Genomic DNA, 19,266 nt, shown 5'->3' with positions numbered 1-19,266 from the left:
ATGCCCTTGCCCACACCCAATCTCTACCCGCCGTTCAACATCGTGCGCCTCAGCCATGTCGAACTCGCCGTCACCGACCTTGCGAATTCACGCGCCTTCTACGTCGATACGCTCGGCCTGCAGGTGACCGACGAGACCGCCGACACGATCTATCTGCGCGCCCTGGAAGAACGCGGCCATCACTGCATCGTGCTTCGCAAGTCCGAAAAGGCCGAAGCCCGTGACCTGGGCTTCAAGGTCTTCTCCGATGAAGATCTCGACAAGGCCGAGCATTTCTTCAAGGGCAAGGGCCTGCCGGTCGAATGGGTCGAGCGTCCCTACCAGTCGCGCACCTTCCGAACCCGCGACCCGCATGGCATTCCGCTCGAATTCTATTCGAAAATGGACCGACTGCCGCCGATCCACCAGAAATATGCCCTCTACAAGGGCGTGAAGCCGCTCCGCATCGATCACTTCAACTGCTTCTCGCCAAATGTCGACGAGAGCGTCGCCTTCTACAATGAGATCGGCTTCCGCGTGACGGAATATACCGCCGATGAGGAAACCGGGAAACTCTGGGCCGCCTGGACCCACCGCAAGGGCGGCGTCCACGACATCGCGTTTACCAACGGTCGCGGCCCGCGCCTGCATCACACCGCTTTCTGGGTGCCGACGCCGCTCAATATCATCGACCTGCTGGACCTGATGTCGACGACCGGCTGGCTTTCGAACATCGAGCGCGGCCCGGGCCGCCACGGCATCTCGAATGCGTTCTTCCTGTACATTCGCGATCCTGACGGCCATCGTACCGAGATCTATTGCTCGGACTATCAGACGGTCGATCCTGATCTCGAGCCGATCAAGTGGGACCTCAAGGATCCGCAGCGCCAGACGCTCTGGGGTGCTCCTGCGCCAAAATCATGGTTCGAGGAGGGCAGCATATTTGCTGGCACCGAGCTTCGCGATTCCGTGCTGAAGGCCCAGCCGATCGTCGCGCCCTGAGTTTCTCCGCCGGGCGGGCGCCGGGCGCCCACTATTTTTGAACGCTCGACGAGGAGGATGTCATGAAATTGCAAAACCCCGAATTGTTCCGCCAGGCGGCTCTCGTCGGCGGAAACTGGATCGAAGCCGATCCGAACAACGCGATTGAGGTGAACAATCCCGCCACCGGCGAGATCATCGGCCTTATGCCGAAGCTGGGGGCGGCGGAGACAAAGGCCGCGATCGAGGCGGCAAGGATCGCCCAGAAGGGCTGGGCTGCCCGCACCGCCAAAGAGCGTTGTGCCGTCCTGCGCAAATGGTACGAGCTGATGATCGACAACAAGGACGATCTCGGCCGCATCCTGACATCAGAACAGGGTAAACCGCTGGCGGAAGCCACCGGCGAGATCGTCTATGGCGCAAGCTTCATCGAGTGGTTTGCCGAGGAAGGCCGCCGCATCTATGGCGACCTGATCCCCGGCCACCAGCCGGACAAGCGCATCATGGTGATGAAGCAGCCGATCGGCGTCGTTGCCGCCATCACGCCGTGGAATTTTCCGAATGCGATGATCACCCGCAAGGCCGGCCCGGCTTTCGCCGCCGGCTGCGCCATGGTGCTGAAGCCCGCGTCGCAGACGCCGTTCTCGGCGATCGCCATTGCCATCCTCGCCGAGCGCGCCGGCCTGCCGAACGGCCTGTTCAGCGTCATCACCGGCTCGGCTGCGGCGATCGGTGGCGAAATGACGTCGAACCCGGTGGTGCGCAAGCTGACGTTCACCGGTTCGACCGAAATCGGCACCGAACTCTACAAGCAGAGCGCGCCCACGATCAAGAAGTTGGGTCTGGAACTCGGCGGCAATGCGCCGTTCATCGTCTTCGATGACGCCGATCTCGACGCGGCGGTCGAAGGCGCGCTGATCGCCAAATATCGCAACAACGGCCAGACCTGCGTCTGCGCCAACCGCATCTATGTGCAGGACACCGTCTATGATGCCTTTGCGCAAAAGCTGGCGGCTGCCGTCGGCAAGCTGAAGACCGGCAACGGCTTCGACGAAGGCGTCATTCTCGGACCGCTGATCGACAAGGCAGCCCTTGCCAAGGTCGAGGAACATATTGCCGATGCAACGGCCAAGGGCGCGCGGATCCTGCAGGGCGGCAAGAAACATGCGCTCGGCGGCACATTCTTCGAGGCGACGATTCTCGCCGATGTCACCCGGGACATGGTGGTGGCGCGCGAGGAGACCTTCGGGCCCTTGGCACCGCTGTTCCGCTTCAAGGACGAGGCCGACGTCATCGAGCAGGCCAATGACACCGAGTTCGGCCTCGCTTCCTATTTCTACGCCAAGGATCTCGCTCGCGTCTTCCGCGTCGCAGAAGCGCTGGAATACGGCATGGTGGGCGTCAATACCGGGCTGATTTCTACCGCCGAGGCACCGTTCGGCGGCGTCAAGCTCTCCGGCCTCGGCCGTGAAGGCTCGAAATACGGCATCGAGGAGTTCACCGAAATCAAATATGTCTGCCTCGGCGGCATCGCTTGAGGCAAAGAGGATAGCCATGCCCCATCCAAGATTTCTGTCTTTTTCCATAAACGGCCGTCGGGGCTACGGCCTTGCCGTTGAAGGCGGTGTTGTCGATCTATCCGCGCGCCACGGTTCGGAATGGCCGACCCTGCGCGAAGTGATCGAGACCGGTAGCCTCGTAACACTGGCGAACGAAAGCCAATCTTTGAAAGCGGACTACTCTCTTGACGAAATCCGCTTTGATATTCCCGTTCCGACGCCGGAAAAGCTCATCTGCGTGGGAGTGAATTTTCCCGACCGCAACGAGGAATACAAGGATGGACAGGCAGCGCCCGCCAACCCGTCGCTGTTCATCCGCTTCCCCCGCTCTTTCACCGGCCACGGCCAGCCGTTGATGCGCCCGCCGGAAAGCCCGCAGCTCGACTATGAGGGCGAGATCGTCATCGTCATCGGCAAAGGCGGGCGGCGTATTCCCGAAGCTGACGCGCTCGATCACATCGCCGCGCTTTCGCTCTGCAACGAAGGCACGATCCGCGATTGGGTCCGGCATGCCAAGTTCAACGTCACTCAAGGCAAGAACTTCGACCGTACCGGCTCGATCGGCCCGTGGCTGGTCCCGTTCACGGACGAGGCACAGATCGCCGATATCAAGCTCGAAACCCGGGTCAACGGCGAGATCCGCCAGGGCGATCGCACCAGCCGGATGATCTTCTCCTTCCGCAGGATCATCAACTACATCTCCACCTTCACCACGCTGGTGCCGGGCGATGTGATCGTTACCGGCACGCCGACGGGCGCCGGCGCGCGGTTCGATCCGCCGATCTGGCTGAAACCGGGCGATGTCGTCGAGGTCGAGGCGGACGGCCTTGGCATTCTGAGAAACACCGTCGCGGATGAGGCGCTCTGATGTTGACGCATGGGGAAATCGAAGCAGCGGCCTCAGGCCTCGATGAGGCGGAACGCACACGTACTCAAACCGGGCTGCTTTCGTTAAGGCATCCGAACATGGATATGGATGACGCCTATGCCGTCCAGGGTGCCTGGGTTCGAAAGAAGATCGCTGCTGGGCGCAAGCCGATTGGCTGGAAGATCGGGCTGACGTCGAAGGCGATGCAATATGCGCTCAACATCAGCACGCCGGATTCCGGCGTCCTCTTCGACGATATGGTCTTCGAGGATGGCAGCACCGTCCCGGCCGATCGTTTCATCCAACCGCGTATCGAGGCGGAGATAGCCTTCATCATGAAAGCACCATTGAAGGGGCCCGGCGTCAGCGTCTTCGACGTCCTGAACGCCACAGATTATGTGACCCCGGCGCTGGAAATTCTCGACACGCGTATCCTGCGGGTCGACCCGGAGACGAAGAAGGCACGCACGATCGTTGACACCATCTCCGACAACGCCGCCAATGCCGGCATCGTCACCGGGGGGCGTATCATGCGACCCGATCAGATCGACATACGCTGGATGGGCGCGATCGTCAGCCGCAATGCTGAAGTCGAAGAGACCGGGCTTGGGGCGGGCGTTCTTAATCAACCGGCACGCGGTATCGCTTGGCTCGCCAATCGTCTGGCGCAATATGGCGACGGCATCGAGGCCGGCCAGGTCGTGCTTGCAGGTTCCTTCATCCGCCCGATCGAGGCTCGGCACGGCGACACGATCACGGCAGATTTCGGGCCCTATGGGTCGGTCAGCCTCTATTTCGCGTGAAGGAGCAATATGAATGCCGGCACCCAAGAACCTCTTCAAGCAGGCCCTGAATGAAGGGCGGGCGCAGATCGGCCTTTGGCAGGCGCTAGCCAGCCCTTACACGGTCGAGATCTGTGCCAGCGCCGGCTATGACTGGCTGCTGCTTGATGCCGAGCATGCGCCGAATGACATTCCACTGCTCGTCTCCCAGCTACAGGTGATGAAGGCAACGTTGAGCCATGCGGTGATCCGTCCACCGATCGGCGAGGCCTGGATCATCAAGCAGATGCTCGATATCGGCGCTCAGACGCTGCTGATCCCGATGGTCGAGAGCAGGGAAATGGCGGAGACCATGGTCAAGGCGGTGCGTTACCCGCCCCACGGCGTGCGCGGCGTCGGTGCGGCGCTTGCTCGCGCCTCTGCCTTCAATCGCATTCCCGACTATCTGTCGACGGCGAATGACGAGATCTGTCTGCTTCTACAGGTGGAGAGCCGGGCCGGACTTATAGCGCTCGACGCCATCGCTTCGACTGACGGTGTAGACGGCGTCTTCATAGGACCTGCCGATCTTGCCGCCGACATGGGCTACCTCGGCAAGCCGGGGGCGCCTGAGGTCCAGGCAGAGGTCGAAAAGGCGCTCGCTAGGATCCAGTCTCACGGTAAGGCGGCGGGCATCCTGATCGGCGATCTCCCCCTTGCACAGCGCTATCTCAAGCTTGGCGCCACCTTCGTCGCGATCGGCAACGACGTCACGCTGCTTGCCAACGCAACGACAAAACTTCTCGACGATTTCAAGAACGCTGAAGCCGCTAAGCCGCCGACAGACGCAAAGGTCTATTGATCACTGACGCTGCCTCCCCGGCGTCGTATGGCCCAATTCCTTCGCGACGCAAATTTTCGGCACAGGCGGACACATTGTGCACGCTCAGTCAAAACGGACTGCACAACTGGACGCGACGTCTCTGCCTGCATCGGCCATGATGATCATGAAAGCCAAGAGGAGGAAACATGCGTTTCAAGAACAAGACTGCCTTGATTACCGGCGGCGGCACCGGCATCGGCGCGGCGGTCGCTCGCCGCATTCGGCAGGATGGCGGCAATGTCGCGCTTGTCGGGCGGCGTCCGGAACCGCTTCGAAGCGTTGCCGATGAGATCGGCGCCACGGTCGTTGCGGCCGATGCAGCCGACGGGTCCGCGATGAAGGCTGCTATCGAGAAAGTCGTCGAGACCTTCGGCGGCCTCGATATCCTGATTGCCAATGCCGGCGGCCACGGCGTTGGGCCGACGGTGAGCATGTCGGACGAGACATGGGATCTGGCCGTTCGGCTCAACCTCAACACCGCCTTCGTCAGTGCCCGCGAATCCCTGCCCGATCTCATCAAGAGCAAGGGCAACATCGTCGTTCTCGCTTCGATCGCAGGGCTGTTCGCCGGGCCGGACGCCGCAGGCTACGTGACCATGAAACACGGCTGCATCGGGCTTGCGAAATCGCTGGCACGCGATTACGGCCGCAAGGGCGTGCGCACTAACACGGTCTGCCCGGGATGGGTGACGACGGCGATGGCTGACGAGCAGATGGAATTCATCGTCGAAAAATTCAAGCTGAAGAACGTTGAGGAGGCCTATGCGCTCGTCACCAAGGACGTGCCGCTCGGCCGGCCGGCGACAGCCGAGGACGTTGCCAATGCCGTCTGCTTCCTGGCTTCGGCCGAGGCATCGATGATCAACGGCGCAATCCTAACCGTCGATGGTGGCGCCGGCACTGTCGACCTGCCGACCCTGGCATTCGCTGACTAATATGAGGAGGAGGAGATACTGATGAACCGGAATCCAAAAGACTGGAAAACCTACGACGAATTCGCCTACGGCATCGACACGAACCGGTTGCCTGCCACGGGGGCACTTGGCGGCGCATCCCATAAGATCGGGTTTGAGGACGGCCGCAACCTAGAACTTGCCTTCAGCACCGGCGAGGTCAAGTGGTCGGATGGCAAGGAAAGCGCGACTGACAAGGCGGAAGTGATCGAGGTCGCGCCAAATACCTATTTCGTCGAGATCGTCTTTGCCGGGCGCCCCAAGGAAGCGGAAACGCTGATCCTCAATATCGAAACGCGTCGAGCGCTTTCCATCTATTCGATCGTTCGCGATGCCAAGGATGCCGTTGGCGAACCGCAGGTGGCGCAGATCTTTCGGCCCGGCGTCATCGACGGCGGCACGGCAAGCGGGCCGGTGCCGCACGAAAGCCGCGACCTGATCGGACTTCGGGCGCACTTCACCTACAGCCCCAACCATGTCTATGAACACACCTATCTGTCGTCGCAGCGCTATGCCTGGCAATGCCTTGTCGGTGTTCAGCGCGGCCACGGCGATGTCGACCTGACCACCACCTACAAGTTCGACGAAAACCTGTACATCTTCACTTTCCGGGAGTTCAAGATCGCGGTCGCATCGACATTCTTCTACAATTTCAACGACATGCAATCAACTGGCAAGTTCCTGGGCATCACCGGTGACGGGCGTATCCAGAACAGCCCCGCCGGCGCCTTCATCCGCAAGGCCTCGATGACCTATTATCTGCCCGGCCAGGAACCAGTGTGAAGGATAGTACCATGCGAACAGCTTTCGATATCGTGAAGAAGCATTACGACGCCAACGACCGCCGCGACATGGACGGCATGCTTGCCGACATCGCACCCGACTGCCGCTGGACGGAGATGGATGGCTTTCCCTGCGCCGGTACCTATGTCGGCCCGCAGGACATCTTCAAGAACGTCTTTCAGGCGCTCGGGCAGGCATTTGACGGATATAGCTTCAAGCTGGAACGCCTTCTCGACGCCGGCGAAGAGGTCGTTGCCGTCGGTGATTATAGCGGCACGCACAAGCAGACGGGCAAGCCCTTCAAGGCCCGCGTCGTGCATGTCTGGGGCGTGGCAGGCGACAAAATCCGACGTTTCGAGCAGTTCACCGATACACTCAGAGTGGCTGAATCTATGCGGTAAACGAAATGGGCGGCCCGGTACAAACCGGGTCACCTTGCTTATGAAAGCTTAGCTTTGCGCCATTGCGACGGCGAAGTGCCATAGCGATTGCGGAACGCTCTTGAAAAATGCGCGCTCGAGGAAAAGCCGAGCGCAAAGGCGATCTCGGATATTTCCCCGGCATAGCCACCTGTTTCGCGCAGTTGCGCCGCAGCTCTCTGCAGGCGCAAATCCCATATATAGCCGGAAGGCGTCAGGCGCTCGACCTCGAATGCCCTGTAGACGTAACGCACCGAGCAGCCCATGCGGCGCGCGATCATGCCGACGGTCAGATCGGGCCGTACCAGATTGCCGTCGATAAAGTCCTTAATGCGCTGTAGAAGCATGTCCAGCGGATTGGCGACCGGTCTCGCCAACTGCATATCCCCACCGATCAAGCTGCGAACGAGGTCGATCATGGTCTGCCCGACGCTGAGGCGTCGCGCCGTGTCGAGATGCCCGATCTCACATATAGTCGATTCCATCAGCGACAGCAGAATACGGCACATGGCGTCCTGCATGGCGTGCGCTATGAAGGGCGCTGCCAGCCTCTCGACTGCGGCATGAGGCAGCGCGTGGCGCGGCAGTTGCAACAGCAATTGTCGGACCGAAGTGCTGTTTGTCAGCATATAGGGGCGACGAGGATCATAGATGACCAGCGCATTGGCCGAAATCGGCGCATACAGACCACCCTGCGCAAGCGAGGCGCTGCCTTCGGTTTGCAAAATCAGCTTGATAGTATCCGGATCATCGGGGTCTGCCATCACGCGCTCGCCGAAAACGATATGCCGATCAGCTTCCAGCCTCGTCAGCCGGCATGCGCCTAGCATCGCCGATATTATCCGACTCTTGTCTTCATCCGCAGTACCGAAGTCCAGCCGAACATTCCCGAACAGATGGCGAGCCAGCCCCGCAAACTCCCGCCCTGTGGCGCTATCGACGTGCTGTTGGAGTGCTGCAGCCATGATAGAAGTCCTCAGGAGGTGAGATACCCACCATCGACGGGCACGCAGGCGCCCGTGACATAGCGCGCCGCTTCGGAGGACAGGAAAACGATCGCATCGGCGATTTCCTCGGCCGCACCCCATCGGCCAGCCGGGATGCGCCGCAGAATGGGTGCGGATGCCACCTCATCGGCAAAGAGCGTGCGGCTCAAGGGTGTGACAATCCAGCCCGGCGCGACTGCGTTTACGCGGATGCCTGCTTGCGCATATTCCTGCGCCAGCGATTTCGTCAGTTGCACGATCGCCCCCTTGCTTGCCGCATAAGCTGGACGGTCGGCAGCGCCGAAGGTCGAATACATCGACGCAATATTGACCATCGCCGATCCCGCCTGCATACGCGGGCGCGCCAGCCGGCAGCAGTCCATGACCGATGTCAAATTGATCGCCATGACCTCATCAAATGTCGCTTTCGCCCATTCGCCCCGATCGCGACTGACGCCGGTGCAATTGACCTGGACGTCGATCGTCTCCACCGACGAGAAAACGGCCTCCAATGCGCCAGGCTTCAGCACGTCGACTTCATGGCATTCGATTCGTGGACCAGTGGGCGCCATCGACGCGCCGAGCCCGAAGCACAACACGCGGGCGCCGAGGTCGGCAAAGCGCTCGACGCTTGCAGCGCCTATGCCCGATGTACCGCCGGCGACAACAACCGTTCGCCCGGCAAAAAGATCGGCGGAAAACGTCATGAAAGCTCCTTCGTTTCAACTGGCAAGATAGGCGCCGTGGAGAATGTCCGGCTGTGCTTTCAAGGCGGCTGCCGCTCCGGCAAAGACGAGGCGCCCGCGCTCCAGAACGAGAGCCTGATCGGCGAGATCAAGCGCGAGTTTGGCGAATTGCTCGATCAGCAGCACGCCGATGCCGCTGGCGGCTGCAATCTTCAGAGCTTCAGCCAAACGTTTGACGACGGCGGGGGCAAGACCGAGCGACAACTCGTCGACGATCATGAAGCGGGGCTTGGCGACAAATGCCTGGGCCATCGCCACCATCTGTTTCTGTCCGCCTGAGAGATCGGATGCCGACTGGCGACGCCGCTCGGCAAGCTCCGGAAAGATCTCGTAGGCTCGTTCCAGCTTTTGTGCGCGCGCCGCGACCGAGGGATCGAGAGCGGCTACCAGTATGTTGTCCTCCACAGAGAGCTGTCCCAGTACGCGATGACCTTCCGGCACGAGTGCGAGACCTGCGCGGCGAATGCGGTCGGGCTGAAATCCCTCGAGTGCGATGTCGCCCAGACGGACCGAGCCACCACGAGGCAGAACGCCGGCCATCGCCATGACCGTGCTCGATTTGCCGGCCCCGTTGGCGCCGAGCAGTGTCGTGACTTTGCCGGCCGCCATCGAGAAGGAAATATTATGAATGACCCGCTTGCCACCACGCTCGACGACGAGGTTTTCGACACGGACTTCGGATGTCTCGCTCACGTCAGAACTCCCCCAGATAGGCGCGCCGCACATTGGGATCGGCAAGCACGGTCGGCGTTGGACCGAGAGCGAGAAGCTTGCCGTAGTCGAGCACCATGGTCTCGCTGCACATGGAACGGATGAGATCGACGTCGTGGTCGATAATCAGAACCTGCGCCCTGAATTCCACCGGGATACGGAGCACCAGTTCGCGAAACGCCTTCCCCTCCTCTTCGGTAAGCCCGGCTGCCGGCTCGTCCAGCAGGATGAGCTTCGGCTTTCCGACGACGCATTTTGCGAGTTCGACGAGGCGGCGTTGAAACAGATTGAGCGACTGCCCCAGCCGATCGCCAACCGCTGTCAGGCCGACGAAGGTAAGTGCCTCCTCCACGGCTCCCAAGCGATGCCCGGCACCTACGACATGATCGGCGATTGCGGCGATGTTGGCGGCAACCGTCAGATCCTCAACGACTTGTTCAGTCTGGAATGAACGGCGCAGGCCTGCCCGCACGCGCTGCAGCGGCGACATCGGAAGCAGTGCCTGCTCGCCAAGGGAGACTGTCCCCTGCACCGGCCTGACAAAGCCGGAGAGCACGTTGAGCAGCGTGGTCTTGCCAGCGCCATTCGGGCCGATAAGGCCGGCGACCGGGGCTTTCAGCACGGCGCTGAGCTCATTGATCGGCCGGACGCCGCCGAACTGCACGACGAGATTGTCGATCTTGATCATCGTCCCTTCCCTCCGGAAAGCCTATCGCACAGCCAGACGATCAGGGCCGATATCTGGCCGGCAATACCGGTCGGCGCCGTCGCCAGTGCATGAAACAGCGCCATGCCGAAAATACCTATGGTGACATAGCCATCGATGCCGAGATCGGTCAGCAACGCCGGTACTGCGCGCAACAGAAGGCCAGCAATCAGTGCGCCGTACCAGTTGAAAACGCCACCGACGATGGCAAGTACAAAGAGGTTGAGACTGTCGAAGGCGCCGAAGGCACGCCCGTCAAGCTGGCCGACATTGCCGGCAAGCAGCCCGCCGGCAATGCCAGCCAGCAAGCCGCTCAGTGCAAAGGCCCAGGCCTTGTAGATCAAGACATTGACGCCGCTTGCAACCGCAACGGTCTCGCCCTTGCGGATCACCGCCCAAGCCCGGCCGGGGCGGGCAAGCTTGTGCCACTGGGCGATTAGCAGCCCGATGGCAGCCGCCGCACAGACATAGAGGAAATAGGCAACTTCGCCATTGGCCATCGCAGGCCTTGCCAGCATCTCGCGTCCGGAACCGTCAGCCCGCCCGAGGAAGTCGGGACCGCCATCGGGGAAGCCCCAGGCGCTGATGATGATCTGGAACGCGCCTGCCAGCATCAGTGTGACGAGCGCAAGATAGAGGCCACGCAGGCGCAACGCAGGCACGCCAAAGGCCAGCCCCACTAGCGCGGCGACGATGCCGCCGGCAAGCAAACTCACTTCGAAGGGCGGATGAAAAGCATGGCCGATGCGAAGGGTCACCCAGCCACCGACTCCGACGAGCGCAAATTGGCAAAGGGAAACCAGGCCGAGCTGGCCGTACAGAATGGCAAGCCCGGCAACCGCAAGCGACAATGCAACGGCAGAGGTTGCAGCCGACAGCCAGAAGGAATTTGCAAGTGCGGCGACCACGATCGAGAAGATCGCCATCGTCACCGGAACATGCAGGAGCTGCTTGGGAAGGCGGACCATCGACAGGCCTTCGGCTTTGGAGGCGATCGTTTGCTCCTGGACGGTCATCGGTCTTTCAACGCGGCTTTCGCCGTGCCTCCCAGGATCGTGACCGCGACGAGGGCAATGATGAAGGGTGCCGCTGCGCGATAGGGCGATATCCAAGCGATCGGCGTCAGCACCGCCTCGGCGATGCCGATCAAAATGCCGGCGGCAGCCGTTTCCCAAAGCGACCGCAGCTGGCCGAGGATTGCAGCTGCAATCGCCGGTATTACCAATAAAGTCAGAAACGTGCCCTGCAAGCGCACGAGGTCGGCAAGCAGCAGGCCGGCAAGGCCGGCAAAGATGCCAGTGATGATCCAGGCGGCCGTCTCGGTATAGAGAATGCGTACGCCAAGCACGGCGCTGAGATCGCGATCATTGGCAAGTGCGCGCATATCGAGGCCAAGGCGAGTACGGCTCAACAGCACCGTGATGGCGATGACCATAATGACCGCAAGAAGAATGGCGATGATGCGTGTGAAGGTAAGGCGCACGGCAAAGAGCGAGACGAACATCTGGTCGGTCGGATACTGCAGGCGGCGTGGCAGCTCACCCCACACAACGCCCATGACGGCGATCAGGACGAGAGCAGGTGCCAACGTCCCAACGGCCCGCACGACGGTATCGCGATGCGACAGCATGGGCGCGAGTATCCGGCCGTAGAAAAAACTGATCGCTGTGGAGACGGCAACGGCGGCAAGAATGGCGAGAGCGAGCGGCATTTTCCACTCAAGCAACTGCCAGGCGCAATGTGCACCGATCGCGCCAAAAGCTCCGAAAGCGAAATTGAGAACGCCGGTCGCTCGAAACAAAACGACAAGGCCGACACCGGACAGCGCATAGACCGCGCCGATCCCTAGCCCGGAAATGACGAAAGGCAGAAGGTTCATAAGTTGATCCTCTAGGGTCGCTCGGTTCCGCGGCGTTGCAGCCGCGAAACACGATGGCAGGTGTCAGGGGCTCAGTTGATGCCGGCAGACTTCTCGAAAGCACGGATGTCCTTGAGCTCAGGATCCGGCGAGGGTGCGCAGTCGGAGACAACTTTCCATTTGCCGCCTTCGCTGACAGCCATGCGCGTCGTCGAGTTGGCATTGTGACGTAGTTGGCCGTCGCCGAAGTACCAGGGAGCGCAGAAGATATCGCTTTTGAAGTCCTTGATCTGGCGCACGGCGGCAGATGCGGTCTCACGGTTGATCTTGGCGGGATCGAGCGTCATCAGTGCCTTTTCGGCAATCCGCGCGGCCAGATAGCCGGCTTGGGAGAAGGTGTCGCGCGGGTCGGATTTCTGGCCGTACTGGTCCATAATGGCCCGCCAGTTTTGATTGTCGGGTGTTGTTGCTTCCAGATCGTTGAATTCCATGTTGACGGTAAAGTTGCCGTCCCAGCCGGCACCAATCGTAGCGGGCACCGACAGATCATAGGCCGAGGCAGCGCTTAAGAACTTGATCGTTTTATTGAGCCCCTGCTCTTCAGCGGCCGTCAGAAGTGGCACAGTTACACCCTTTGGAAGCCCCAGGATGATCGCATCCGGGTTAAAGGCCGCAGCCTGCAAGATCGTCGATGTCGAATCGGCGGTGCCGGGATCCATCAGTATCGTTTCAGCCGCCAGGCCTTTTTCCTTGGCGAGCTGCGCAATCCCATCACAGGACCAGGTACCGACATTCGGAATATTCGGACCGATGCAGACGACCGACTTGGCTTTTAGCTTGTCGAGCGCATAACCCATCGCGCCCAACATGGAGACACGCGGCCCTGCGTTGGTTGGTGCATAATTCCCCGCAAAGTAGCATTCGCGCGGTACGCCGACACCTGCAACGACAAGAATGCCTGACTTTTTGTAGAAATCAGCGTTCGCACCGCATTCGACGAAGCTCGAATTTCCGACCATCAACACGGCCTTTTCGTCGTTGACGAGCTTGGCCGCCAGCTGCGCGGCGATCTCAGGATTCCACTGGTCATCCCCGACGATATATTTGACCGGCCGCCCCTTAATGCCGCCATTGGCGTTAAGGCAGTCGAAATAGGCGGTGGCGGCCTTTGTCGAATTCGAAAAGTCGTCCGGTCCGGTCTTGCCGGTGATGGCGCCGATGATGATCGGCTCGCCGCTTGCCGGCTTGCCGCTGTTGTCGCCGCAAGATGCAGCGGCATGAGCACTGAACGCCGAAAAGAGCGTCAGAAAAAGGCCGATTGCCAGCGTTTGCAGATTGATACGCATAATCTCCTCCAGTTTGTTTCTCCCCGCTCCCCACGGGGTCTTCAGCTCGGCAATCTCCGCCTTAGCCGGAAATTGTCTTTCCGGTCATGAAGGCGGCAGCCCTTGCCGCAATCATCATCGTCGGCGCGTTCGTGTTACCTGAGACCAGGGTGGGCATCACCGAGGCGTCGCAGACACGCAGGCCTTCGATGCCGCGCACCTTCAGATCCGGTGCGACGACTGTCAGGCGATCGTCAGCCCGGCCCATTCGGGCTGTGCCAGCCGGATGGAACACGGTTTTTGCCGACTGGCGTATGTAGTCGCGCAAGGCGGCCGGGTCCTTTTCGACACCGGGCTTCGGAAGCACCCGGCGCTTGATCAGCTTGGCGAGTGCCGGCGCGTCAAGGATACGGATTGCCGTCTCCACGCCGCGCACCAAGGTGTCGATATCGGCTGGGTCGGAAAGCAGATTGGCATTGAAATCCGTCTGGTCCATGGGATCGGCACTCTTCAGTCGGATCCAGCCCCGCGACCTCGGCCGCAGATAGCACGGCCCGATGCTTATGCCATGACCCGGTTCAGGTTCGCGGTCGACGAAGCCGATCAGGACAGGCAGGACATGAAACTGGACATCCGGCTGACCGGTGCCGGCGGTATCGATAAACCCGCCGCATTCGACGACATTGGAGGACAGCAACCCGCGATGCGAGCTCAGATAACGCAGCATGTGGCCGGCTGCCCGCAGCCCCTTGTCTTGGCCGAGGATCGAGATCGGCTCCTGTGTTTCACCCTGCACCGGCACTTCCAGATGGTCCTGATAGTTTGCGCCGACGCCGGGAAGGTCGGCGACGACCTTGATGCCGAGAGAGGAAAGATGCGTGCCGTCGCCAATGCCGGACAATTGCAGGATCTTCGGTGTTGCAATGGCGCCGGCGGTGAGCGCGATTTCGCGAGACGCCTTGAAAATCGTACCGTCGAGGAGCTCGACACCGTCGGCCTTCTGCCCCTCGAACAGAATGCGGGCGACCTTGCGCTGCGTCAGGACAGTCAGGTTCGGCCGCTTCTCCGCTTCACGCAGGAAGGCCTGAGCCGAGCTCCAGCGCCGACCGCCATAGGTGGTGCTCTGATAAAAGCCGACGCCAGCCTGATCGGCGCCATTGAAGTCGTCATTATGGGGGATGCCGATTTCGGTGGCGGCCCTGATGAAAGCTTCGCTCAGTGGATGGCGGTGGCGTGGATCGGAGACCCGCAGCCCGCCTTTCCTGCCATGGAAATGGCCGTTCAGCCGCTCGTTGTTTTCCAACGAACGGAAGGCCGGCAGTACGTCATCATACGACCAGCCCTGGCAACCCATTTGCGACCATATGTCGTAGTCGTTGCGATGACCGCGAATATAGATCATCGCGTTCACCGAGCTGCCGCCCCCAAGGACGTTGCCCTGCGGGATGATGCATGGCCGACCGTTTAAGCCGTTGTCGGGGTTCGAGGCATAGGGGTGTATGTCGATCCCCTTGCCGAGCACCTTGAAAAAGGTGGCCGGAATATGGATCCATGGATCGGAGTCACGTCGGCCTGACTCGATCAGCAGCACCTTGCGCGCCGGATTTTCCGAAAGCCGGTTGGCCAGCACGCAGCCCGAGGATCCGCCACCGACGATGATATAGTCGTAAGTCGTCATGGCTCAGCTCAACACCGTTTGGATCGTCGTGAATTCCTTCAAGCCTTCGACGCCGAACTCGACACCAATGCCCGACTGCTTCACGCCGCCGAATGGCGCGTTGGGCTGGATCGTGCCGTGCTTGTTGATCCAAACCGAGCCGCATTCGAGCTGCATCGCATAGTGCCTTGCCTTTTTGACATCGGCAGACCAGACCGAGCCGCCGAGACCGGCCGGATTCTGATTGGCACGCGCGATCACCTCATCGATGTCGCTATAGCGGATGATCGGCAGGGCCGGACCGAACTGCTCCTCGTCGACCAGCCGTACCCCGTGATCGACGTCGGCAACGAGCGTGATCGGGTAGAAGTAGCCTGGCCGATCCATCGGGGCACCGCCGGTCAGGATGCGGCCGCCGCGAGCGCGCGCATCGTCGACAAGCTCGCGCACCTTATTGAATTGCATTTCGTTCTGCACCGGGCCGAGGATGCTTGCCTCGTCCAGGCCATCACCGACAGCGATTTTGGCGGCGTAATCGGCAAGTCTCCGGCAGACGTCCTCATAGATGCTATCATGCACGTAGAGGCGTTTCAGGGCCGCACAGGTCTGACCATTGTTGATGAAGGCGCCCCAGAAAAGACCCTCGACGATGGCCGCCGGATCGGCATCGGGCAATACGATGCCCGCATCGTTGCCGCCAAGCTCCAGGGTCAGCCGCTTCAACGTCGCGATTGCCGAGGCCATGACCTTCTTGCCGGTTTCGGTCGAGCCGGTGAAGGTCATCTTGGCGATCCCGGGGTGTGCGGAAAGCGCAGCTCCAATGCTGTTGTCGCCAGTGATGACGTTGACGACACCAGGTGGCAGCACCTCGTTCATGACCTCGACGAGGCGGATGGTCGACAGCGGCGTTAGAGGCGACGGTTTGATGACCACGGTGTTGCCTGCGCGCACAGCCGGCACGACATGCCAGCAGGCGATCATGACAGGCCAGTTCCACGGCGTGATCGAGCCAACGACACCGATCGGCTTGCGATGCAGCTCGACGCGGCCCTCATGGTCGTCCTGCAGAACCTCGACAGGCAGCTCGAGTTCGGCGGTATGGCGCGTCCAGGCAAGCGCGCCGCCAATCTCAAAGCGCGAACCGAGGCCATTAAGCGGCTTGCCCTGCTCGCGGGTCAGGATCTGAGCCAGTTCCTCGGCATGATCATTGATCTTTTCGGCAATTGCCCGGCAAGCCCTGGCACGCTCTTCATTCGGAGTCTGCGACCATGTCTTGAAGGCCGCCGTCGCCGCAGCAACAGCCTGATCGAGGTCCGCTTCGCCGGCAAGTGGCATGTAACCGACCAACTCGCCACTCGACGGATTCGCAATTGACCTATGATGGGGCGTGGCAACCGGTTCGCCGCCGATGAGCAGATTATACTGCTTCACGATATTCTCCTCCCGTAACTTTCGGGAGGACTATGACTATTGCGACAAGGCCCGTCTTGGGGAGAAACGCGCCTCGTCTTGGACTAGAGCGCAGACTGCGCTTCACTCCACCTTTTGTGCCGGCTCAGCGGAACGAAGCAGTTCACTCGGCGCACAATCAAACAGCTCCTTGAAGCTGCGATTGAAATAGGAAATATCGTTGAAGCCGGCCGAATAGGCAACTTCGGCTATGGTCGTGGGGCTGCGCTGTTCCTTGAGCTGCTCGATCTTTTCGCGGGCAAAGCGCAGGCGCTTGTCGCGAATAACCGTGGTGCAGGTCATCCCCATGCCCTGGAAATCCTGCTGCAGTGTGCGGATCGACACACCCAACCTTGTCGCCAGCCACTTGGCATTGAGATCGGTGTCGGTCAGGTGTCTGTCGATCAGGATATCGACCATCTGCATGCGCTTGCTTGCACTATCGTGCAGTGAACTCAAACTTGCCGTCTGCATGCCGGTCGACAGAAATGCTTGGCGTGTCGTATCGAACATTAATTGGCGAAGGAACGGCGACGCCGCTTCGCTGTCCGGCGTCGTCATCATCTTGGCGATCAACGCGCGGAGCATCATCGCCATCGGATCGCTGGCAACAAGCTTGCGGGCCACATCGAAGTCCATCCGACTGTCCGAATACATCAATTGCCGCGGCAGATGCAGAGACATATGATTGGAGAAATGGCCCTGAAAATAGAAGGTAGTCGGTCGCGTGGAATCCACGAGAATGCATTCGCCGACATCAAGGATGTTCTGCTGGCCGGAATGTTCCACCCCGCAGGCTCCCTCGAGCTGCATAATCAGGAACAGATGTTCATTGGCATCTCGGCGAATGTCATCCCAATCGCGATGAACAAAATCGAGATCGTTGGAGACATGGGCAAATTCCATTCCACAGACGTCGATGCGGCTCGCGGTACCAATCACGCTATCGCCGCGTTTCATCAAATGTGGATTGAAATTTCCGCAAATACTCTGAAGGTCATCGACCCATTGATCGTAAGGGGTCGGCAGCCGGTCGCGATGTACGAGACTACGGTTCTGTAATAGGTCCAACTCTGCCTCCCAACAGTGCCAGTTAAGCTAAAGATTGCTACAGGCGGACCGGATCGTCAATTCCTATAATTAACACATTAATTAAATTGCGGCGGCGCAATGTTTCGAAGTGCAGCTCATTCTTCGCTGCCCGCTTCGCCTTCGAGCCGTAGCGCACGGTGCGCAGGAACCATAGAAGTTGCGCGACGTTCATTGCACGTACACACACACGACGTACAAGGATCCCTTGACGCGTACGTCGTTTTGACGTACACATAGCCACACTGTTACACCCGAATAGGAGGCGACTATGCTTGCTTTCAAAGACATGACTGCCGAAATCGATGAACCAAACGACGCACGTATGGGCTTCCGTACGAAGGCGCGCATCAAGACGGCAATTCAACGCGCTGCTGCGCTGTCCGGTGTAGACGACTCCGCTTTCACGATCAACGCTGCTTATCAATCCGCCATGACGACGATTGCCGCTCATGAACGGACCCTTTTGCAGCCAGCCGATCATGCTGCGTTTTTTGCTGCACTGGACAACCCGCCAGAGCCGACAGATAAACTTAAGGCTGCTTTCAAGCGTCACAGCGAGACTGTCGTTTCAAAATAATGCCGCAAAACGATGCGCCAAAGCCAATCATCGAGCCGCTCGATCCCTCAAAACATGATCGGGCGGCTTTTTCGTGCGGCATTGAGCAGGTCGACAACTTCTTTCAGAAGACCGCAAACAAGCTTCAGAAGAGCGACAATCTTCGTGTTTTCGTGATGACGCAAGACGGCGGCCCGGTGATGGGCTTCTACGCCATCAACAGCCACGCTGTTGATTATACGGAGCTTCCGAAAAGGTTTGCCCGCGACCGGCCCGGACATGGGTCAATTCCCGCGGCCTACATCTCAATGATCGGTCGCGACTTGAAATTCGCTGGAAGCGGATACGGCGGCGACCTGCTGATCGATTGCTTGACGCGAATAGCGCGTATCTCGGATGACATAGGAACGGCAATTGTCATGCTCGATGTCCTGGATTGTGGTGATGCAGAGCGGACCGAGAGACGAGTAAAGCTTTACAAGGAATACGGCTTCCAGCCTCTGCCGACAAACGCGATGCGGATGTTCATCCCAATCGCGACGATCAAAAAGATGTTCGACTAAACCCCTGCCGCTCATGGAGTTCTCGACGGGTCTGTCGTAATTTCGTCATGAGGTTAGAAGGTGAGGTCTCGTCGACTTCAATGATGGTTGCGGGAGGGCGCAACCATCAGAACTTGCGAACACAAAAAAGCCGCCCGGTTGGGGCGGCTGATATGCGCGACTTGGTATCGCAATTTGAGATGGTTGCGGGGGCAGGATTTGAACCTGCGGCCTTCAGGTTATGAGCCTGACGAGCTACCGGGCTGCTCCACCCCGCGTYGAGCGMMRATCCGTTTGGATTTGTCGCGCTTGCGTAACCGCGCGAGCGATTATGCATCCTGTTTGAGCAAATTGCGAAGACAATTTGTCTCAACTGTTGTTTCTGTTCTGTYGRCGTGCCCGAACGCGGAAAGGACCGCTTTGGGCGGCCCTTTGTATTCGGCTTGGGCCGT

The 19,266-nt window shown here is 60.0% G+C and carries 20 protein-coding genes and 1 tRNA gene; 10 read left to right on the top strand and 11 right to left on the bottom strand.

What is annotated here, in order from left to right; translation table 11 throughout:
* The 8 genes from hpaD to AC1DMK_RS11150 all read left to right on the top strand — a co-directional run bounded on the left by hpaD (window position 1) and on the right by AC1DMK_RS11150 (window position 7,168).
* Window positions 1–981, top strand: a complete 981-nt coding sequence (gene hpaD / locus AC1DMK_RS11185; RefSeq protein WP_477858974.1) for a 3,4-dihydroxyphenylacetate 2,3-dioxygenase — start codon at window positions 1–3, stop codon at window positions 979–981.
* Window positions 982–1,043: 62 nt separating this feature from the next.
* Window positions 1,044–2,498 carry an NADP-dependent succinate-semialdehyde dehydrogenase gene (gene gabD, locus AC1DMK_RS11180; RefSeq protein WP_477858972.1) on the top strand — a complete coding sequence of 485 codons (1,455 nt, stop codon included), beginning with the start codon at window positions 1,044–1,046 and terminating at the stop codon, window positions 2,496–2,498.
* A 16-nt stretch (window positions 2,499–2,514) separates the two neighbouring features.
* Window positions 2,515–3,387, top strand: coding sequence for a fumarylacetoacetate hydrolase family protein (locus AC1DMK_RS11175; RefSeq protein WP_477858971.1), 873 nt, complete (start codon window positions 2,515–2,517; stop codon window positions 3,385–3,387).
* Entirely contained in the window at window positions 3,387–4,190 is an 804-nt protein-coding gene (hpaH, locus tag AC1DMK_RS11170) for a 2-oxo-hept-4-ene-1,7-dioate hydratase (protein ID WP_477858969.1), read from the top strand. The genes AC1DMK_RS11175 and hpaH overlap by 1 nt, the downstream gene beginning before the upstream one ends.
* A 13-nt stretch (window positions 4,191–4,203) precedes the next feature.
* The gene (gene hpaI, locus AC1DMK_RS11165) at window positions 4,204–5,010 is read left to right on the top strand and encodes a 4-hydroxy-2-oxoheptanedioate aldolase (RefSeq protein ID WP_477858967.1); all 807 of its coding nucleotides are present in this window, start codon (window positions 4,204–4,206) and stop codon (window positions 5,008–5,010) included.
* 167 nt (window positions 5,011–5,177) lie between these two features.
* Window positions 5,178–5,966: an SDR family NAD(P)-dependent oxidoreductase gene (locus tag AC1DMK_RS11160; RefSeq protein ID WP_477858966.1), complete on the top strand. Its 789-nt coding sequence runs from the start codon at window positions 5,178–5,180 to the stop codon at window positions 5,964–5,966.
* 21 nt (window positions 5,967–5,987) lie between these two features.
* Window positions 5,988–6,767 (top strand): MoaF C-terminal domain-containing protein, encoded by a 780-nt coding sequence (locus tag AC1DMK_RS11155; RefSeq protein WP_477858964.1) that lies wholly within the window; start codon window positions 5,988–5,990, stop codon window positions 6,765–6,767.
* Window positions 6,768–6,778: 11 nt separating this feature from the next.
* Window positions 6,779–7,168 carry a nuclear transport factor 2 family protein gene (locus AC1DMK_RS11150; protein WP_477858962.1) on the top strand — a complete coding sequence of 130 codons (390 nt, stop codon included), beginning with the start codon at window positions 6,779–6,781 and terminating at the stop codon, window positions 7,166–7,168.
* A gap of 38 nt (window positions 7,169–7,206) precedes the next feature.
* Here AC1DMK_RS11150 and AC1DMK_RS11145 read toward each other — a convergent pair whose 3' ends face one another.
* The 10 genes from AC1DMK_RS11145 to AC1DMK_RS11100 form a co-directional block, all read right to left on the bottom strand.
* The gene (locus AC1DMK_RS11145) at window positions 7,207–8,151 is read right to left on the bottom strand and encodes a helix-turn-helix domain-containing protein (RefSeq protein WP_477858960.1); all 945 of its coding nucleotides are present in this window, start codon (window positions 8,149–8,151) and stop codon (window positions 7,207–7,209) included.
* Window positions 8,152–8,162: 11 nt separating this feature from the next.
* A complete protein-coding gene (locus AC1DMK_RS11140; protein ID WP_477858958.1) occupies window positions 8,163–8,879 on the bottom strand; it encodes an SDR family NAD(P)-dependent oxidoreductase in 717 nt (238 codons plus the stop codon).
* A 15-nt stretch (window positions 8,880–8,894) separates the two neighbouring features.
* Complete coding sequence (locus AC1DMK_RS11135; protein ID WP_477858956.1) at window positions 8,895–9,644, bottom strand: ABC transporter ATP-binding protein; 750 nt, start codon at window positions 9,642–9,644, stop codon at window positions 8,895–8,897.
* On the bottom strand, window positions 9,613–10,317 hold the full coding sequence (locus tag AC1DMK_RS11130; RefSeq protein ID WP_477858954.1) for an ABC transporter ATP-binding protein: 705 nt from the start codon (window positions 10,315–10,317) through the stop codon (window positions 9,613–9,615). Before AC1DMK_RS11130 ends, AC1DMK_RS11135 begins: the two co-directional genes overlap by 32 nt.
* Window positions 10,314–11,351, bottom strand: a complete 1,038-nt coding sequence (locus AC1DMK_RS11125) for a branched-chain amino acid ABC transporter permease (RefSeq protein WP_477858952.1) — start codon at window positions 11,349–11,351, stop codon at window positions 10,314–10,316. The genes AC1DMK_RS11130 and AC1DMK_RS11125 overlap by 4 nt, the downstream gene beginning before the upstream one ends.
* Window positions 11,348–12,214 carry a branched-chain amino acid ABC transporter permease gene (locus AC1DMK_RS11120; protein WP_477858950.1) on the bottom strand — a complete coding sequence of 289 codons (867 nt, stop codon included), beginning with the start codon at window positions 12,212–12,214 and terminating at the stop codon, window positions 11,348–11,350. Before AC1DMK_RS11120 ends, AC1DMK_RS11125 begins: the two co-directional genes overlap by 4 nt.
* Before the next feature lie 71 nt (window positions 12,215–12,285).
* On the bottom strand, window positions 12,286–13,539 hold the full coding sequence (locus AC1DMK_RS11115; protein WP_477858949.1) for an ABC transporter substrate-binding protein: 1,254 nt from the start codon (window positions 13,537–13,539) through the stop codon (window positions 12,286–12,288).
* A gap of 61 nt (window positions 13,540–13,600) precedes the next feature.
* Window positions 13,601–15,196 carry a GMC family oxidoreductase gene (locus AC1DMK_RS11110; protein WP_477858947.1) on the bottom strand — a complete coding sequence of 532 codons (1,596 nt, stop codon included), beginning with the start codon at window positions 15,194–15,196 and terminating at the stop codon, window positions 13,601–13,603.
* Between the two features lie 3 nt (window positions 15,197–15,199).
* The gene (locus AC1DMK_RS11105) at window positions 15,200–16,606 is read right to left on the bottom strand and encodes an aldehyde dehydrogenase family protein (RefSeq protein WP_477858945.1); all 1,407 of its coding nucleotides are present in this window, start codon (window positions 16,604–16,606) and stop codon (window positions 15,200–15,202) included.
* Window positions 16,607–16,708: 102 nt separating this feature from the next.
* Window positions 16,709–17,695, bottom strand: a complete 987-nt coding sequence (locus AC1DMK_RS11100) for a helix-turn-helix domain-containing protein (RefSeq protein ID WP_477858943.1) — start codon at window positions 17,693–17,695, stop codon at window positions 16,709–16,711.
* A 289-nt stretch (window positions 17,696–17,984) separates the two neighbouring features.
* Between AC1DMK_RS11100 and AC1DMK_RS11095 the strand changes: the two genes are divergently transcribed.
* On the top strand, window positions 17,985–18,293 hold the full coding sequence (locus AC1DMK_RS11095; RefSeq protein WP_477858941.1) for a type II toxin-antitoxin system TacA family antitoxin: 309 nt from the start codon (window positions 17,985–17,987) through the stop codon (window positions 18,291–18,293).
* On the top strand, window positions 18,293–18,835 hold the full coding sequence (locus tag AC1DMK_RS11090; RefSeq protein ID WP_477858939.1) for a GNAT family N-acetyltransferase: 543 nt from the start codon (window positions 18,293–18,295) through the stop codon (window positions 18,833–18,835). Before AC1DMK_RS11095 ends, AC1DMK_RS11090 begins: the two co-directional genes overlap by 1 nt.
* 180 nt (window positions 18,836–19,015) lie before the next feature.
* Here the strand turns inward: AC1DMK_RS11090 and AC1DMK_RS11085 are convergent.
* Window positions 19,016–19,092: transfer RNA gene (locus AC1DMK_RS11085), tRNA-Met, on the bottom strand.
* Between the last annotated feature and the right edge of the window lie 174 nt (window positions 19,093–19,266).

Source organism: Rhizobium sp. 05L419, assembly GCF_056397845.1.
Note: the sequence above shows the minus strand (reverse complement) of the source record. Positions and strands in the feature narration are given on the sequence as shown.

What these genes read in the sequence shown, in the direction of transcription:
- AC1DMK_RS11155 (WP_477858964.1), top strand. Translation starts at nt 5,988, where the DNA reads ATGAACCGGAATCCAAAAGACTGGAAAACCTACGACGAATTCGCCTAC.
- hpaI (WP_477858967.1), top strand. Translation starts at nt 4,204, where the DNA reads ATGCCGGCACCCAAGAACCTCTTCAAGCAGGCCCTGAATGAAGGGCGG.
- AC1DMK_RS11095 (WP_477858941.1), top strand. Translation starts at nt 17,985, where the DNA reads ATGCTTGCTTTCAAAGACATGACTGCCGAAATCGATGAACCAAACGAC.
- AC1DMK_RS11115 (WP_477858949.1), bottom strand. Translation starts at nt 13,539, where the DNA reads ATGCGTATCAATCTGCAAACGCTGGCAATCGGCCTTTTTCTGACGCTC.
- AC1DMK_RS11150 (WP_477858962.1), top strand. Translation starts at nt 6,779, where the DNA reads ATGCGAACAGCTTTCGATATCGTGAAGAAGCATTACGACGCCAACGAC.
- AC1DMK_RS11160 (WP_477858966.1), top strand. Translation starts at nt 5,178, where the DNA reads ATGCGTTTCAAGAACAAGACTGCCTTGATTACCGGCGGCGGCACCGGC.
- AC1DMK_RS11135 (WP_477858956.1), bottom strand. Translation starts at nt 9,644, where the DNA reads ATGTGCGGCGCGCCTATCTGGGGGAGTTCTGACGTGAGCGAGACATCC.
- AC1DMK_RS11125 (WP_477858952.1), bottom strand. Translation starts at nt 11,351, where the DNA reads ATGACCGTCCAGGAGCAAACGATCGCCTCCAAAGCCGAAGGCCTGTCG.
- AC1DMK_RS11140 (WP_477858958.1), bottom strand. Translation starts at nt 8,879, where the DNA reads ATGACGTTTTCCGCCGATCTTTTTGCCGGGCGAACGGTTGTTGTCGCC.
- hpaD (WP_477858974.1), top strand. Translation starts at nt 1, where the DNA reads ATGCCCTTGCCCACACCCAATCTCTACCCGCCGTTCAACATCGTGCGC.
- gabD (WP_477858972.1), top strand. Translation starts at nt 1,044, where the DNA reads ATGAAATTGCAAAACCCCGAATTGTTCCGCCAGGCGGCTCTCGTCGGC.
- AC1DMK_RS11110 (WP_477858947.1), bottom strand. Translation starts at nt 15,196, where the DNA reads ATGACGACTTACGACTATATCATCGTCGGTGGCGGATCCTCGGGCTGC.
- AC1DMK_RS11145 (WP_477858960.1), bottom strand. Translation starts at nt 8,151, where the DNA reads ATGGCTGCAGCACTCCAACAGCACGTCGATAGCGCCACAGGGCGGGAG.
- AC1DMK_RS11130 (WP_477858954.1), bottom strand. Translation starts at nt 10,317, where the DNA reads ATGATCAAGATCGACAATCTCGTCGTGCAGTTCGGCGGCGTCCGGCCG.
- hpaH (WP_477858969.1), top strand. Translation starts at nt 3,387, where the DNA reads ATGTTGACGCATGGGGAAATCGAAGCAGCGGCCTCAGGCCTCGATGAG.
- AC1DMK_RS11090 (WP_477858939.1), top strand. Translation starts at nt 18,293, where the DNA reads ATGCCGCAAAACGATGCGCCAAAGCCAATCATCGAGCCGCTCGATCCC.
- AC1DMK_RS11120 (WP_477858950.1), bottom strand. Translation starts at nt 12,214, where the DNA reads ATGAACCTTCTGCCTTTCGTCATTTCCGGGCTAGGGATCGGCGCGGTC.
- AC1DMK_RS11175 (WP_477858971.1), top strand. Translation starts at nt 2,515, where the DNA reads ATGCCCCATCCAAGATTTCTGTCTTTTTCCATAAACGGCCGTCGGGGC.